Here is a 13,815-nt window from a genome sequence, read left to right as displayed (position 1 = left end):
TTGTCCTAGCGTTTTTCGGGGGCGATGATCTGCTCGACGGAGTCAACGATGGCGTCGATGAAACCGTAGTCACGGGCCTCGGCGGCGGTGTACCAGCGGTCGTGCAGGGAGTCCTCGAAGATGCGCTCAGCGGGCTGCCCGGTGTCGGCCGCGATAAGGCCGAGCACGGTGTCGCGGGTGTGGCGCAGGTCGTTGGCCTGGGCCTCCACCTCGACGGCCGATCCGCCGATCCCCGCCGAGCCCTGGTGCATGAGGATGCGCGCGTGGGGGAGCGCAAACCGCTTGCCGGGTGTGCCCGACGAGAGCAAGAACTGCCCGGCACTGCAGGCGAGGCCAAGGGCGACGGTTGCAACGTCACAGGGAAGGAGCCGGATAATGTCCCGAATCGCCAGCATCGAGGGCACGGAGCCGCCCGGCGAGTGGATCCAGAGGGCGATGTCGGCGCGCGGGTCCTCGGCGGAGAGTGTGAGGAGCTGGGCGAGGAGGAGGGTGCCGTTGTCGTCGTTGAGCGGGCCGTCGAGGACGAGGATGCGACGGAAGAGGAGCTGGTTGCGGGTACGGGCGTCAAAGAGCGGTGGGGTGGGAGTGTCGGTCATGTCCTCAGGATGCACCGGGGCCGGTTGGCGGCGCGAGAAACGCTGCTGAGGGCTGATCCGCTGTGGGCAGCGGGCGTCTGGCGCGTTGTGAACCCGATGGAACCACCCGTCTTGACTCCGTGAGACGAGCCCCCCATAACATAGAGCAAGTTTTTATATATGCTATTAACTATTGGTGATACCTCAGTCAGGTTCTGAGCCTGTCCCGCAGCGCGAAGAACATGAGGATAATCGGTGAAGCAACGAGGAATCTGTCTGGCCTACGCCATCGTTGTGGTCTACGCGATCGTGTCCTCTTTTCTCGCGGTTGGCGCACGTGATGACGAGGGCGTGCTGGGGCAGAGAGCCTCGTCCTGGTGACCGGCCCGGCGACCACGGTGACGAGCGTCAAAGGATACGGCTTTCAACGACTGCTCGGTGCCTCCTACGTGCTGATGCGGGGGTGCGGTCTCCGATAGGTCGCGCGTTTTCTTTTGCCCGTAGTTCTCGTCGCGGCGGGCTGTGTTGTGGTGTTGCTTATCGTGCACTTTCTGGTGCTGTGGGTGGTGCAGCACCTGCCCAAACCGTGACGAGCACGGGCCCCAGCACCAGGATCCCCACAAGGATTGCGAGCATCGCTAGCCCTCGGTTAACGCGTGCTGGGGGTCAGACCTGTCCCGAGCTCTTTACTTCCGCAGCGGCCTGCCGGTGTCGGACTACTCGTTGAGTAGCCGCCCCTTGGCGTCCTCGTACTCCTCCGGGGTAAGGTCGCCGCGGTGTAGCATCTGTGTGAGTTCGGCGAGCTCGCTGACAAAGCGCGACTCCTCGGGTTCTTCCGCGCCGGCTTTGGCCTGCCGCTGGGGCAGTCGGGCGGTGGCCCACTCCTTGTTGAACTGCACGATGACCCACGGGTCGTTACCCGGCCCGATCCACGCCATCACCGCATCCCCGGCCTGGGGGATATCCGATTGCAGTACCGTGGAGCGTGCGTTGCCGGTCATCCGTGCAATCAGTCTGGCGGGGGGCTGTCCGGGCGGTGTGTAGTCCACGGTGGCTGTCAGTCGAGTCACCCGGCCGTTGTAGGCGGTGACGTCGCGCTCCGCAACCGTGCCGTGTATGGCCTGGGCCTGGGCGAGGAACGCCGGATACATATCGCTGAACTCACGTTTCAGGAGGGAACCTCGCCACGAGGAAATGAAACTTATCCACAGCGATATGAGGGCCGCACACATCACGAGCACCCACACCGTGTTCCACACCCACAGAGTTCCGTCGTTTTCGGTGAAGAGAACCCACAGGGCATACCAGAGAACGGCCACCGTGCCCACGACCCCCGCGGCGAGCCAGCGCAGTCGGGCCGCGTGTGACATCGGGCGGGCGACGAGCATAGACGCGTCTGCGGGTAGATAGTCAACCTCTGCGGGGGAGGTCACGAGACGCAGCCGGACCCGGGGGTTACGGGGTATTGATCCGCCGGGATGGTCACTGGATGCGTGTGCCACGAACATGCCTTTCCTCGCGCCCGCGGGGTGTGTAGGGGTGCGAATAACTCTGATGTACTGTGCCCGCGCGGTGGCACGGGCATCCCCCTCTCACGGGGCGACATAGACTCACACGATATCCCAGAAATCAGATGTCGTTCAACGAGTGAAAGAGAGAGTGTTGCCGTTGTGTGGGGAATGGAGAAGGATCTGGCCGTATTTAGCGGGCCGATACTAATAGGTTCCCGCCGAAGGGTGAACGCGCAGGTGGGGGTGAGAGATTTGTATGGTATTGAGGCATCCGTGTTTCGCTAGCCTACTGGCTAGCGAAACGGTGTTGCTTGGTTTTTGTGGATTTGTGTCGTAGGAAAATCGCGCCTTTCATCTCTCTTGGCAAGATTTTTAGGAAGAAGATGTAAATAATTTTGGTCGATTGTGGGGCGTCTTATTAGGTATTCATCACAATTGGTGAAAGAATGCATTTGTCCCACTCCACTGGTACGCGTTGACGTTTGTCGATGTTCGTACCCATCCCGACTACACAGGGGGAAGAACACACATGGCCCAAAAAGTAATTACCATCCTTATCGATGACCTTACCAAGGAAGAGATCTCGGCCGAGCAGGGCGAGACTGTCCGCTTTGGTCTGGATGACACTGACTACATTATTGACCTGAGCGCGGAGAACGCCGATGAGTTGCGCGCCACTTTTAAGAAGTACATTGATCACGCGCGTAAGGCGTCGTCAGTGGGCACCAGGGCAGCACGCGGAACGGCAAAGCCGAAGAAGAACCTCGGTGAAATTCGCGAGTGGTTGCGCGCAAACGGACACAATGTTTCTGATCGGGGTCGTATCCCGAACGAACTGATTGAGCTTTTCCACAACAAGTAGTATCTACGCATTAGGGCCGCTGCTGCTTCGATCTTCAGAGATCACGCAGCAGCGGCCCTTTGTGTTTTTTGGCGACGGTTGTGGAATTATCGTGATGATAGTCAACGAGAGCCGAGATAACTCACGGGAAGATCGCGGAAATACTCTGCGAGCGTTTGATGCCACTTGTTTGCGGGCAGCGTGGGAGTTAGGGTCGCGAGACCCACACAATACTTGCTCAGAGAGAGGGGGCGGTATCCTCGACCCCAGAGCCAACGGTCAATCGGCGTGGATCCACCGGGCGACTTGCTTTCGATAAGAACGTATCCTGCGAGGTGAACGGAGACCATTCGTGAATGCTCGTCGCAGATCAACTCAACATCTGCTGTCATCCGCGTGCCATTATCAGGGTTTACAAATGTCATTCGGTCATAGGTTGTTGTGAGTGTTGGCGTGATCGTATGTATCAGAGTGTCGATGTTCTCAACCACTCCTGTCAGGCGGTCGAGAATGAATTGCCGTGCCTCGGCCGTGATAGTGCTGCTCAGAGCGGGGTGATAGGGGAAGCGCTCCTTAACCGTTTGCCCGCGGCCTCCCTTTGCTTTGACCTCCAAAACGCAGTCATGAGAATCGAGGTAACTGCGGGTGCGCACTTTAAACCGGCGGCGGCGACCGTAGGCTGCGCTGTGGTATGAGGCCAGGTCGGGGGTATCAAAGTAGACCGACTCGTAACCAAAACGGTGCCGACCGTCAATGCTCAGCATTCTCATCACCGGTTGCTGATCGCGCAGCAACTCTGCGAAGACCCCGGGGGGCACGATGTACTTGCGGTCGATTCGGGTCTGCAGATCGGCGAGTTCCTGGATGCGGGGGAGATCAACCGTTGCAAAGGTGCGCAGGACATCCTCCACGGCAGAGACCTGGGGGGCGGGGGCCGTCTGCGGGCGCACCCGGGTCACTCCGGGTTGCCCTGGGTCACCGGATGCGACTGGGCAATCAGCTGCTGGGCCGCGGCGGCACGGTTGTACGCGGCCAGGGCGATTTCGTATTCGGCCTGGGCCAGGGCATGGGCTTGGGCGGCCGCGGCCGCGTCGTAGATGGGGGCCGCAGCCGAGGACGGCTGGGGCGCGTGCTCACCTGTCGGGGGCTGGGCAGGTGCGGGTTCGGTCGGTGTGGGTTCGACCGGTACTGGTTCGACCGGTGCTGACTCGACCGGTGCTGACTCGACTGGTGCTGACTCGGTGTGTAGCGATTCGGTTGCGGTCGGTTCCGGGGTGCCTGCGGACATCAACGGTTCAGCCGCCGTCGCCGGTGGGGCCGGAAATGCGGGTGGTGGCGGGGTGGGTGCCTGCTGCACGCTCGTGGGGGTGGTTGTGGGGGCGTGCTCACGGACGGGTGTGGCGGAGGATGCGGTCGCAACCGCAACGTGGGTCTCGCGGGGAGCTGTGGCCTCTGTATACGCCTCGATATCGGCAACCGCCGCGGCTTCAGCGGGACGGACGGGCAGCGACAGCGGGCCAATGGCGGGGAGTGAGTCGTCCGGGAACGTTGGCTCTTCCTGGGAGGACAACTCTGTTAGGCGAAGGGCTTCGAGGCGTTCGGCCTCGATTCGACGCTCGCTCGCTCGTCGTGCCGCATCGAGCCGTTCGAGTTCGGCCTGTTTCGGCACAACGTAGCGAACATCGACAACCTGTTGGTCGCGGACCAGATCAATCGCCTGCACGATAACGCGGCGTACCGAGCCGCCGAGCATCTGCTCGAGTCGATACTTCAACTCCACCTCGTTGGGGTAAACCGAGTCGAGCGTGATGACCTGTCTGCGGTAGCGCGCGTGCAGCAGATCGGAATCAATCACCCCAATGACGAGGATGAACACGCTACTAAAGACCGGAGTTACCCAGAGTGGCTCGGGTTGGAGACCGGCCACCAGGCCGAGGGCCAGAGAGGCGAAATAGTAGGCTACTTCCTCCTGCGCCAGTTCTGAGGAGCGTAGGCGGATGATCGAGAGCACGCCGAAGAGCCCCAGGCCCAGCCCGGCCCCCACCGAGGAGGAGGTGAACACCATCGTGACCCCCATGATGCCCAGGTTGAGGCCCACATAGGCTAGTAGCATGTCGCGACGACGGTATCGCCGGAAGTAGATGCCAAAGATGAGAACCAGGATGGCGACGAGGTCAAAAAGAATAATCCACAGATTGGGCAATCGGGACTCCTCAGTTGTGATGGTACGAGTAGCGGCGCCGCGTGCCTCGGGGATCGGCGCGATCCGCGTCGTCCACTGTCAAGGTGATGATGTTCCCGGACATCATAGAACCCCGGCTCCACCCAGAGTCGGACCCCGAAAGCGCTCATATTGTGAGGTCAATTCAGGCTAACTTACTCCGCGTGGCCCGCGCACCTCGGTGGAAGGTGATAGTGAGGGTGATTCTCGGCCCCGGTCTCCCGCCTCCAAGGCGTTCACAACCTCCTGATCGGCACTTCTTTCTGAAGGGTGGGGAGGCGCGGCCTGCTCCGAGCGGAGCGGCGGCAGGGATGTTGCTAGCATCCCTAGGTGCGTAGTCAACCCCCTCCCTCGCCCGTGCTGATCGCACTCGGTATTGTCACGCTGTGCCTGGTGGCGCAGTCCTCCGGCGTGGATTTTCCGGGTGGGATGCTGGGGTCGTCGGGTGTTGTTCTTGTGCTGCTGGGGCTCATGATTTTTCTCCACCCCGGGCGCGACGGTGTGTTTCCGGGTGTGGGGAGGGGGTCAATTGCGATTGCCACCATCCTGTCGGTGCACGATACCGGTGGTCGCGGTGGTATCAACCCGCGCGTGCGTTGTGAACTTTTTGTCCGTCGAGTTGGGGGTGAGAGCTACGTGGCCTCCACCTTTTTCCACGTGGCCAGCTCCGGGCCGTTTTCGTTGGCGGCCCTCCGACCGGGGGCTATGGTTGCGGTAAGGTGTCGCCCTGGTAGCGTATCTCGGGTGCGCATTGCGCGGGGACTCTCCCCACTCCACGCTCAGTGGGCTCTTGATCGGATCCGGTTGGCCGAGGGCGAGGTGGAGTGTGAGCGGCTCGATGTCGTCCGGGAGGGTCGGGAAACCCGCGCGCTGGTGCTGTCGTGTCGGCCAACCGGTGACATTGTGGGTGACTACCCCTGGATGGTGTTGGGGTTGCGGGTGTACCGAGAGGACGGGGACTGGTTTCTTGCCGAGGTGCGGGTGGCCGTGCCCCTGCCCGTCATCCCACGGTTGAGTGCGGGGACCGAATTGGTGGCGTTTTATCGTCGAGAAGAGGAAGCTGATATCGCCGTTATCTTGCCGATTCCCACGGCTGGGGTCGGTATCCGTCTGTACGCGTAGGTGCTGCACCCTGCGCGGAAAACCGGGTGATCGCCTTCCAGGTTGCGGGGAGGAGAGCTGCTGCGGCTGCTGCCTTGATCGCATCTCCCACCAGGAATGGAATGACGCCGATTGCGAGGGCCGCAGCCAGGTCAATGCCCAGGAATGTCACCAGCCAGGCGACTCCGAAGCTGTAGATCGTGGCCGAACCGACGACCGATATTCCCACGGTTCCCCACACGGATCGGTCGGCGTGGCGGCGGGCGAGGGTACCTACCAGGAGGGCGGCCGGGATGTAGCCGATGAGGTAGCCGAACGAGGCAAACGCCCATCCGGAGGCGTGGCCCGCGAAGACGGGTGCACCCAGCATCCCGATGATCAGGTGTAGGCCGAGACTGAGGCTGGCCCGGGTGGGGCCCAGCGCTGCCCCCATCAGGATGACGACACCCGTGGCGAGCGTGAGTGGAACGGGAGTGAAGGGCAGCGGGATGGCCACTTGGCCGAGGATCGAGAGGGCGACGACACCGCCGAGAACAAGGAGTGCGTCTCGCACGCGTGCGCCGGGCAGGGCGTCGGCAAGAAACCGCGGGGCGGGGGACAGGTGGAGGGAGGTCATAGTTGCTCTCGTATGTTCGGGGTGACGGATAGGTGAACATCGTTCAGGTGAACGGTGTTCAGGTTAGTGATAGCCTGGCTCCGCGTCAAGGGAGGCGGACAAAACTATGCGAAATTCTGCGGAGGATGTGGTGAAGACGGCCATCGGCATCCTGGATGAGTATGGCCTGCCCGACCTGTCGATGCGTCGGCTGGCGACCGCTCTGGGCGTGCAGCCGAGCGCGCTGTACTGGCATTTTGAGAGCAAGCAGGCACTGTTAGCGGCGATGGCCACCGAGATTGTGGCCCGCGGTCACCGCCGCCCGCTCGGTGGCGACGCGGCCTGGGACGTGGCCACGCTCGCGGCGGCCAACGAATTGCGTGACTCCCTACTCGCCTACCGGGACGGGGCTGAGCTGGTTGCAACCGCGTACGCCTTCGGGTTGGGCGGGCACGAGGCCCGGGAGCGCCTGGCCGCGGCGATTGCTGGGGGCGGGTTTGACCCGGTGTTTTCGGTGGCAGCGGCCGCGGCTATCCTGCACTTCGTTTTTGGCTACGTCTCCAGCGAGCAGCAGCATATGCAGGCCAGTAGCCTCGGTGCGGCGGGGCTGGCCGCGGCCAGCCCCGGATCGTTCGATATTGGTCTGAGTCTGATTGTGGATGGCATCCGGCAGCGACGGCCCGCAACGGTGCGCCGGGCGGCCGTTCGCTAGCCGCTACGAGGTGGTTGCTCGCGCAACCGCGAGCAACTGCAGGAGAAACTCCCACTGCTCGGCGTTGAGCTCCACATTGGCCTCGTCAACTGCGAGTTTCTTGCTGCGAAGTAGCGTGACGGCTGCGAGGTTGGGGATATCCCAGTAAAACCCGGTTGCGATGCACGCGGCCGCGATGGTTCCCGTTGCGGTATTGCGGTAGAGACGGGGGAGTGACATATCTTCTTCTTTCTGGACGAGGGATAAGGCTGCGGCGGTGAGGGTGGTTTTCGGTCGGAGGTATCCCAGCAGGCCGTTTTTGCTGAGGGTGGTGCGCAGGGTCTTCATGGGCCGACTATCGCCGCCGTTATTCTGTGACAGCGTGATGAGCGAGGCTCCCGCGTCTGCAATCACGACGGCCACGTGTGGGCTGGGCCAGAAGGCCACATCTCCGGGCTGTGCGGTACCCGGCCCGACCCGGGTGAAGTAGTTGCTGAGAATGGCAACGCGCGGAAACTCCGTGTACACCCGGCTGGTGGCTCCGCCGGCGTGACCGGCCGAGATGGGCAGGTCATAGACCCTGTTAATGTAGTCAAGCCAGACATCGTGACACTGGTAAATGTTTCCACCGGGCGGATAACCGTCTCGGTCGATCCACGTGTTCTCCGCCCGGGCAACCCAGACGGTGAAGGAGAGGGCCATGCCGTGTTCCTTTCATGAAAAAAGGCCCGCTCGGTGAGCGGGCCTGGGAGGGGTGAGGTGATGTAGCGTGCGGTTAACTGACGAGAGCCTCCATGCTGTCCCGGGGGACAGCAGAAGAAGCTCGCTAGAACCTTACGACAGATGAGTCGATAAAGGCAACCTTTCTGCTGCGCGCGCCTCCCTGATCTCCTGAGTGTTAAGTTATGTTTTGTCCGTGATTTCACCTTTGGGTCGAGAATTTGTTAGCGTAATGGTGCACTGCGTGACTGTAGGGAGTTGCGCGGGATTGATCCTTCGGCGAAACAGCGTCGGGTGGTCCCCCACGATCTACCGAATTCGTTCGGTGTGTGCACCCCCCACTGAGGCTGAGCATCCCGGCGAAGCCTCTTTTATCCTGCACGGGCGGGCTGCCTACCGGCTGGCGCGTGTAGGCCGGCCCTGCCGACCACATAGGCGGCGGGGCCGGTTATCCGGGTGTGCCTCGACCGATGGCCTGCTCGCGGGTACCCCGACCGTTCCCGGAAGCTACAGCATCACCGTGGCGGCGACCGACACCTTCGGCAACGTTCTGAGCGAGAATTTTCCGGTGGAGACCTCGGCCCCCGCACCCACCATCACCACCGGCACGCTCGCCCTCACGGGCGGCGAGACCGGTGGCCTCCTTCCGGTGGGAGTGGCCGTGCGCTACGAGAGAGATTCCACCGTGGGCATCGTTGCGATGTCGATTACGGCGCGGTAGCGCACCGCGCTCGCGATCACGCGCTCGTAGGCGTCGTTCACCTCGGCGGCCGTGATGATCTCGATGTCGGCAGCGATATCGTGGGCGGCGCAGAAATCCAGCATCTCCTGGGTTTCGCGGATGCCGCCAATAGTGGAGGCGGACAATGAGCGTCGTCGCCGGGCCAGCGAGAACATCCGCACGCTGTCGGGCTGGCTGGGGATGCCGATATTGACGAGGGCACCGTCGAGGCGGAGCAGGCCGAGGTAGGCGTCGATATCGACGTTAGCGGACACGGTGTTGAGGATCAGATCGAAACGCTCCTTCAGCGCGGTGAAGGTTGCCGGGTCGCTCGTGGCATAGTAGTGGTCGGCACCCATGCGCAGGCCGTCCTCCTTTTTGCTGAGCGTCTGGCTGAGAACAGTGACCTCTGCCCCGAGCGCGTGCGCAATCTTGACACCCATATGGCCGAGCCCGCCCATGCCGAGCACGGCGACGCGTTTGCCGGGGCCTGCCTGCCAGTGCATCAGCGGTGAGTAGAGCGTGATCCCCGCGCACAACAGGGGAGCGGCCTGGGCCAGGTCAAGTGACTCCGGGATGCGGAGCACGTAGTTCTCATCGGCCACAATCTGGGTGCTGTAGCCGCCGAACGTGGACTCGCCCGTCTCGCGGTCGCGGCCGTTGTAGGTGGCCGTGTGGCCGTTCAGACAGTACTGCTCCTCGCCGGCGAGGCAGTTCTCGCACTCACGACAGGAATCAACGAAGCAGCCGATACCCACCCGGTCGCCCACCCGATGCGTGGTGACCGCGCTCCCCACCTCGGTGACGATGCCCGCGATCTCGTGGCCGGGCACCATGGGGAAGTGTGAGCCGCCCCATTCGTTGCGCGCCTGGTGGATATCGGAGTGGCAGATGCCGGCAAAAGCGATGTCGATCACCACATCGTGTGGCCGCGGGTCGCGGCGGGTAATCAGGGTGGGGGCGAGAGGCTGGTCGGCGGCGGGGGTGGAGAGCGCGGAAATTGTGGTCATCCCACAAATGTACTCCTGGTGCCCCCGGAGTCCAGTGCCTAAGCTGGGCCTGCACCGACGAAAGAACGCACCCTCACCTGACAATTGCGCTCCCCAAGACCGTTGACCGCGGCCCGCGTCAGGAGGCCCGCCGGATTCACGTACCGGCCCCGGCAGCCGATATTTTTGCGTTGCTGGTGAACCCGCATCGGCACCCGGCCGGGCACCGCTGGCGCTGGGAGCTGGAGCCGCTGCCCGACGGTGGCACCGAGGTGACGGAGGTGTGCGATTTTCGCGGCAACTGGAGTGGGCCCGTGTTGGTCTTTCTGGGGATGTTGCGGGCCAATGGCCGCAATATGGCGGCGACGCTGAGCGGGCTGCGGGATCGGTTTGCGGGGGAGGCGGGGGAGCGTGTCGGCCAACCCGGCGGGACCTCTTAGAGACCCAACAGCCGGGCCTTGGCTGCGCGTAGCTGGTCGTCGCTGAGCCGACCCGCCGTGTGCTGGCGGGTGAGCTGCGAGAGCTGCGCGGCCACCTCCGGGTCGAGCGGGTTCGGCCGGGAACCACGCTGCGCGCTGGGCTGGCCAGCGGGATTCGCCCGCCGGGGAGCATACCCCGGCTCACGCGGAGGATCTGGTTCTGGCTCTGCCGCCTCGATCATGGCGGCGAGGGGCGGCACTGGTCCCGGCTGCACGGCGGCTCGGCCTACCCGGCTCGCGGTTGTGAACAGGGTGCCCCAGCGGGAGGGGCGGATCGGCGGAGTCACTCCCGCGGCATCCTCGTTGAGGGGAAGCTCCCGGATGATGCGCCGGGTTGCGGCCCGCTGGCGCCAACCGCCGATGCGCTGGAATGGCGGGGCCAATCGCATCTCGGTGGGATCGGAGGGGACGGCGGGATCGTATCGCAGCTGCGCAGAAGTGCCCGTCACCGCTCGGGGGACCGGCAGCCGGAGGGATCGGCGAAACCCGTTCGCGTCCAGATAGTGCACGGTGGCCACTGTGCTGGCCGACCCACCCAGGGCCGGTACGGTCACACACTCGTTGAGCCGGGCATCCACCCAGGTGCCGCGGTAGCGCAGGCGGCTGATCACCCCCGTGCGGAGGACCGCCCGGAGGGCTGCCCAGAAGAGCAGCGCGGCCGCGATGGCCAACAACACCCCGATGGCGGCAGCCCCACTCTCGCTGCTCTCCAGCCGACACCGGATAAAACTGTCACTGCATCCCGCTCGGGGCGGCGTCCGGTACAGCAGGTACGCGGCGCACGCGGCCAGGCACAGTGCGCGCGCGGAGAGCGGCAGTCTGCGAAATTGCCGAAACAGGCTGAAGGGGCTGCGGGTCATGCTTATCCGCCCGACGGCTCGCGGGGGGATGCCCGCCCACCCGGTGCAGGGTCATCCGGGTGCTCCTGCCCCTCCCGAAACGCGGCACGGGCACTATTGGCCGCACGCATGGTCTTGGCGAGGCCGCGCATGAGGGGGGAGAGTCGCGGCACGTAAGCCTCTCCTGCCGGTGGCAGGCCAATCGCGGCGCGGGCGGTATCAGCCTCAGCCTTAGCGTGCTCGCTGAAGGTCTGCTCACCGGGCAGCGGCAGGTCGGCGGCGATGGCCCGACGTCGCGCCCGCGCCCGCGGCGGCCACCACAGCCGTGGCGGCTCGGCGACCGTGACAGAACTCGTGGGGGAGGCCGGATCAAAGATCACCCGGGAATCCGCCGCCACCGCCCAGGCGGGCACGGTCGCGCGGGCCAGGTGCCGGGTGCCGTCCGCCGCGCGGAAGTGCACCAGTCCCGTGGTGGTGTCACCGTCGTCAGCGGAGAGTCGCGCATCCGCCCAGGTCCGTGTGGTGCGTAGTCGCAGCCCCAGCCCGGAGCGATGAAACGCCCGCACCCCCGTTTTCACGGCCCAGACGAGGGCAGCGAGCCCGATCAGCCCGGTGACAACGGCGTAGGTGGCGGTCCAGCCAGCGGAGGTGTTGGTATCACACAGTGAGAGCCAGAACCCGGCCGACAGCGGCAGCACGGCCAGGGCGATCAGCGCGGTGGGGGCCGCCGCGCGCAGAAAGCGCAGCCCGCAGGCGGCCGCGACGACCAGCAGCACCAGGCCGCCGATCCCGTAGTAGGCCTGCGGGGCATCCGTGGTGCAGCGGCTGGCCACACACTCCCACTCGATCACCGAGAACGCGTGGCCAAACAAGACGAGGAGAACGGCCGCCCCCAGGCCACTCAGGACGGCCAGGGGGGCCGCCCAGGCGGTGCGGAGGAAGGGCGGTGATACTGAAGTGCTCACGGGCATGTGGGGGAGAACGCTTTCGGGCCGGGATGTCGCAGACGCGACCTCCCCAGGCTACTAGCCCAGCTCGTGCAGCGAAAACGCGGTGAGAAAACCGAGAGTAGCCCACAGCCCGGTGAGCGTCCGCTCCCGTGAAAACGCCTCCGGGATCATGGTGTTGCAGACCATCGCGAGCAGGCCACCCGCGGCCACGGTGGTGATGAGCGAGATCAGCTCGACCGGGCTGTCACGCAGCAGCAGGTAGCCGAGGAAGGCCGCGAGTGTGGAGATCAGAGCGATCCCCGTCCAGAGGCCGAACACGAAGCGGGCGGTGCGGCCCGAATCTTTCAGCTGCGACGTGCTCGATAGGCTCTCGGGCACGTTGCTGATCGCAATCGCGAGCACAATCGGCAGGCTGATCCCGCCCGTCGCGGTCACACTCAGACCCAACACGATGGACTCTGGGATGCCATCAATCAGCGCCCCCGCCGCGATGACGGTTCCACTATTACTGTCCGCCGAACCCGCCGCTCGCCGCTGCGTGATATTGCGGGCCGGGCCCGAGTGTGGCGCGTGCGCCGTGGCCCGGGTAGACCCGCCCCGCCGACTCAGCAACCAATCGGCTCCGACGTAGAGCAGGGCACCCCCCGTGAAACCGATCACGGTGGGCAGGAGCCCGCCATCCGCGGTGGCCTCCTCCACCAGTTCGTAGGCGAGCGCCGAGATGAGCACGCCAGCCCCAAACGCCATCACGCTCGCCACGGCTCCCTTGGGTACATGAACAAACCAGGCGAGCAGGGCTCCCAGGATCAGGGTCACCCCACCCAGGAATCCGCTGAACGCTGCAAAAAAGAGGGCCATAGGGTCAACCTACCCCCACCCGCGAGGGTCGGCGACCTAACCGCGCCGATGGGGTACCGTAGGGGCACCAGCCCCGCGCCTCTCGTCTGTGACGGTCTGCCCGCAGAATCCCCAGGCCATTATTTATTAAAAATAAATAAGCGCGTGAGGGTGATTTTCTCTCGGTATATATTCAGGTTAATTGAGAACTTTAATTCTTTTCCCCAGACCAGGAGCGCAAATTGGGTTTTGTTTTTATAAACATTTCCGCCAGGGTCAAGTATGCGTTTTTGCTTCCATCCTTTCTGTGACTAGTCTGTCCCCCATTGGCTCTTCGAACGTCTTGTTTGCGGGCTTCCCCCGATGTTGGAGGTTTATTGATGTCACGCGTATTGTCTACCGAGCAGGCGAAGACCGCTATCCGTCAGATTCAGTCGATTGTGAATGGTGGTTTTACGGACCAGATTTCGCAGTTGGATGCTCAGGGGCGCATTCTGTCGGACCAGAATGTGTGGGATGGTCCGTTGGCGTCCACGTTCCGCGGCTCGACGTGGCCTGAGACGAAGGCGGCGCTGGATAAGGCGAAGACCGAACTGGAGCAGCTTCGCACGCAGCTGGATAAGATCTCGCAGGATATCTTCAGCGCCGGTGGCGGCGGAGCGTAAGTCTTTCATCGGCCGCGTCTCGTCACTGGCGAGGCGCGGCCACTGTCGTTTTTAGCGGTAATCAGATGGTGTGTGTGGGA

General features: G+C 63.7%; 17 protein-coding genes. 7 read left to right on the top strand and 10 right to left on the bottom strand.

What is annotated here, in order from left to right; translation table 11 throughout:
• Window positions 1–5 precede the first annotated feature (5 nt).
• Window positions 6–596: a ClpP family protease gene (locus tag FB466_RS02050; RefSeq protein WP_141915434.1), complete on the bottom strand. Its 591-nt coding sequence runs from the start codon at window positions 594–596 to the stop codon at window positions 6–8.
• Window positions 597–830: 234 nt separating this feature from the next.
• Between FB466_RS02050 and FB466_RS13850 the strand changes: the two genes are divergently transcribed.
• A complete protein-coding gene (locus FB466_RS13850; RefSeq protein WP_281285148.1) occupies window positions 831–956 on the top strand; it encodes a hypothetical protein in 126 nt (41 codons plus the stop codon).
• A gap of 335 nt (window positions 957–1,291) precedes the next feature.
• Here the strand turns inward: FB466_RS13850 and FB466_RS02045 are convergent, their stop codons facing one another.
• Window positions 1,292–2,077, bottom strand: a complete 786-nt coding sequence (locus tag FB466_RS02045) for an SHOCT domain-containing protein (RefSeq protein WP_141915432.1) — start codon at window positions 2,075–2,077, stop codon at window positions 1,292–1,294.
• Between the two features lie 538 nt (window positions 2,078–2,615).
• Between FB466_RS02045 and FB466_RS02040 the strand changes: the two genes are divergently transcribed.
• Window positions 2,616–2,948: a histone-like nucleoid-structuring protein Lsr2 gene (locus tag FB466_RS02040; RefSeq protein ID WP_141915430.1), complete on the top strand. Its 333-nt coding sequence runs from the start codon at window positions 2,616–2,618 to the stop codon at window positions 2,946–2,948.
• Window positions 2,949–3,049: 101 nt separating this feature from the next.
• On the opposite strand, the gene FB466_RS02035 is transcribed toward FB466_RS02040, so the two are convergent.
• Both FB466_RS02035 and FB466_RS13585 read right to left on the bottom strand, forming a co-directional pair.
• Window positions 3,050–3,886, bottom strand: a complete 837-nt coding sequence (locus FB466_RS02035) for a polyphosphate polymerase domain-containing protein (protein WP_141915428.1) — start codon at window positions 3,884–3,886, stop codon at window positions 3,050–3,052.
• On the bottom strand, window positions 3,883–5,130 hold the full coding sequence (locus FB466_RS13585) for a DUF4956 domain-containing protein (RefSeq protein ID WP_211344740.1): 1,248 nt from the start codon (window positions 5,128–5,130) through the stop codon (window positions 3,883–3,885). The genes FB466_RS02035 and FB466_RS13585 overlap by 4 nt, the downstream gene beginning before the upstream one ends.
• 348 nt (window positions 5,131–5,478) lie before the next feature.
• Between FB466_RS13585 and FB466_RS02025 the strand changes: the two genes are divergently transcribed.
• Window positions 5,479–6,270, top strand: coding sequence for a hypothetical protein (locus FB466_RS02025; RefSeq protein ID WP_141915427.1), 792 nt, complete (start codon window positions 5,479–5,481; stop codon window positions 6,268–6,270).
• Here FB466_RS02025 and FB466_RS02020 read toward each other — a convergent pair.
• Entirely contained in the window at window positions 6,221–6,865 is a 645-nt protein-coding gene (locus FB466_RS02020; protein WP_141915425.1) for a biotin transporter BioY, read from the bottom strand. The genes FB466_RS02025 and FB466_RS02020 overlap by 50 nt on opposite strands.
• Before the next feature lie 106 nt (window positions 6,866–6,971).
• Here FB466_RS02020 and FB466_RS02015 point away from each other — a divergent pair, with 106 nt between their 5' ends.
• Window positions 6,972–7,556 carry a TetR family transcriptional regulator gene (locus FB466_RS02015; protein ID WP_141915423.1) on the top strand — a complete coding sequence of 195 codons (585 nt, stop codon included), beginning with the start codon at window positions 6,972–6,974 and terminating at the stop codon, window positions 7,554–7,556.
• Window positions 7,557–7,559: 3 nt separating this feature from the next.
• Here the strand turns inward: FB466_RS02015 and FB466_RS02010 are convergent, their stop codons facing one another.
• Window positions 7,560–8,237, bottom strand: coding sequence for a CHAP domain-containing protein (locus FB466_RS02010; RefSeq protein ID WP_141915422.1), 678 nt, complete (start codon window positions 8,235–8,237; stop codon window positions 7,560–7,562).
• A 343-nt stretch (window positions 8,238–8,580) separates the two neighbouring features.
• Between FB466_RS02010 and FB466_RS02005 the strand changes: the two genes are divergently transcribed.
• Window positions 8,581–8,976, top strand: coding sequence for a hypothetical protein (locus tag FB466_RS02005; protein ID WP_141915420.1), 396 nt, complete (start codon window positions 8,581–8,583; stop codon window positions 8,974–8,976).
• On the opposite strand, the gene FB466_RS02000 is transcribed toward FB466_RS02005, so the two are convergent.
• Entirely contained in the window at window positions 8,922–9,986 is a 1,065-nt protein-coding gene (locus tag FB466_RS02000; protein ID WP_141915419.1) for an NAD(P)-dependent alcohol dehydrogenase, read from the bottom strand. The two genes, FB466_RS02005 and FB466_RS02000, sit on opposite strands and share 55 nt — an antisense overlap.
• Here FB466_RS02000 and FB466_RS13580 point away from each other — a divergent pair.
• Window positions 9,977–10,405, top strand: coding sequence for an SRPBCC family protein (locus FB466_RS13580; protein WP_211344739.1), 429 nt, complete (start codon window positions 9,977–9,979; stop codon window positions 10,403–10,405). The two genes, FB466_RS02000 and FB466_RS13580, sit on opposite strands and share 10 nt — an antisense overlap.
• Here the strand turns inward: FB466_RS13580 and FB466_RS01990 are convergent.
• Genes FB466_RS01990 through FB466_RS01980 form a run of 3 tightly spaced genes read right to left on the bottom strand, consistent with a single transcriptional unit; the run spans window position 10,402 to window position 13,091 of the window.
• A complete protein-coding gene (locus FB466_RS01990) occupies window positions 10,402–11,304 on the bottom strand; it encodes a hypothetical protein (protein WP_141915417.1) in 903 nt (300 codons plus the stop codon). The two genes, FB466_RS13580 and FB466_RS01990, sit on opposite strands and share 4 nt — an antisense overlap.
• Window positions 11,305–11,306: 2 nt before the next feature.
• The gene (locus tag FB466_RS01985) at window positions 11,307–12,248 is read right to left on the bottom strand and encodes a hypothetical protein (RefSeq protein WP_141915415.1); all 942 of its coding nucleotides are present in this window, start codon (window positions 12,246–12,248) and stop codon (window positions 11,307–11,309) included.
• 60 nt (window positions 12,249–12,308) lie between these two features.
• On the bottom strand, window positions 12,309–13,091 hold the full coding sequence (locus FB466_RS01980; protein WP_141915413.1) for a ZIP family metal transporter: 783 nt from the start codon (window positions 13,089–13,091) through the stop codon (window positions 12,309–12,311).
• Window positions 13,092–13,450: 359 nt separating this feature from the next.
• Here FB466_RS01980 and FB466_RS01975 point away from each other — a divergent pair, with 359 nt between their 5' ends.
• The gene (locus FB466_RS01975) at window positions 13,451–13,735 is read left to right on the top strand and encodes a pyrophosphorylase (RefSeq protein WP_141915348.1); all 285 of its coding nucleotides are present in this window, start codon (window positions 13,451–13,453) and stop codon (window positions 13,733–13,735) included.
• The last annotated feature ends 80 nt before the right edge of the window (window positions 13,736–13,815 follow it).

This window comes from Klugiella xanthotipulae (assembly GCF_006716695.1).
GTDB classification, from domain to species: Bacteria; Actinomycetota; Actinomycetes; order Actinomycetales; family Microbacteriaceae; genus Klugiella; species Klugiella xanthotipulae.
The sequence above is the reverse complement of the archived record's forward strand: the minus strand, read 5'-3'. Positions and strand labels throughout refer to the sequence as shown.

What these genes read in the sequence shown, in the direction of transcription:
- FB466_RS01975 (WP_141915348.1), top strand. Translation starts at nt 13,451, where the DNA reads ATGTCACGCGTATTGTCTACCGAGCAGGCGAAGACCGCTATCCGTCAG.
- FB466_RS01990 (WP_141915417.1), bottom strand. Translation starts at nt 11,304, where the DNA reads ATGACCCGCAGCCCCTTCAGCCTGTTTCGGCAATTTCGCAGACTGCCG.
- FB466_RS02040 (WP_141915430.1), top strand. Translation starts at nt 2,616, where the DNA reads ATGGCCCAAAAAGTAATTACCATCCTTATCGATGACCTTACCAAGGAA.
- FB466_RS02010 (WP_141915422.1), bottom strand. Translation starts at nt 8,237, where the DNA reads ATGGCCCTCTCCTTCACCGTCTGGGTTGCCCGGGCGGAGAACACGTGG.
- FB466_RS01980 (WP_141915413.1), bottom strand. Translation starts at nt 13,091, where the DNA reads ATGGCCCTCTTTTTTGCAGCGTTCAGCGGATTCCTGGGTGGGGTGACC.
- FB466_RS02000 (WP_141915419.1), bottom strand. Translation starts at nt 9,986, where the DNA reads ATGACCACAATTTCCGCGCTCTCCACCCCCGCCGCCGACCAGCCTCTC.
- FB466_RS02015 (WP_141915423.1), top strand. Translation starts at nt 6,972, where the DNA reads ATGCGAAATTCTGCGGAGGATGTGGTGAAGACGGCCATCGGCATCCTG.
- FB466_RS02050 (WP_141915434.1), bottom strand. Translation starts at nt 596, where the DNA reads ATGACCGACACTCCCACCCCACCGCTCTTTGACGCCCGTACCCGCAAC.
- FB466_RS02020 (WP_141915425.1), bottom strand. Translation starts at nt 6,865, where the DNA reads ATGACCTCCCTCCACCTGTCCCCCGCCCCGCGGTTTCTTGCCGACGCC.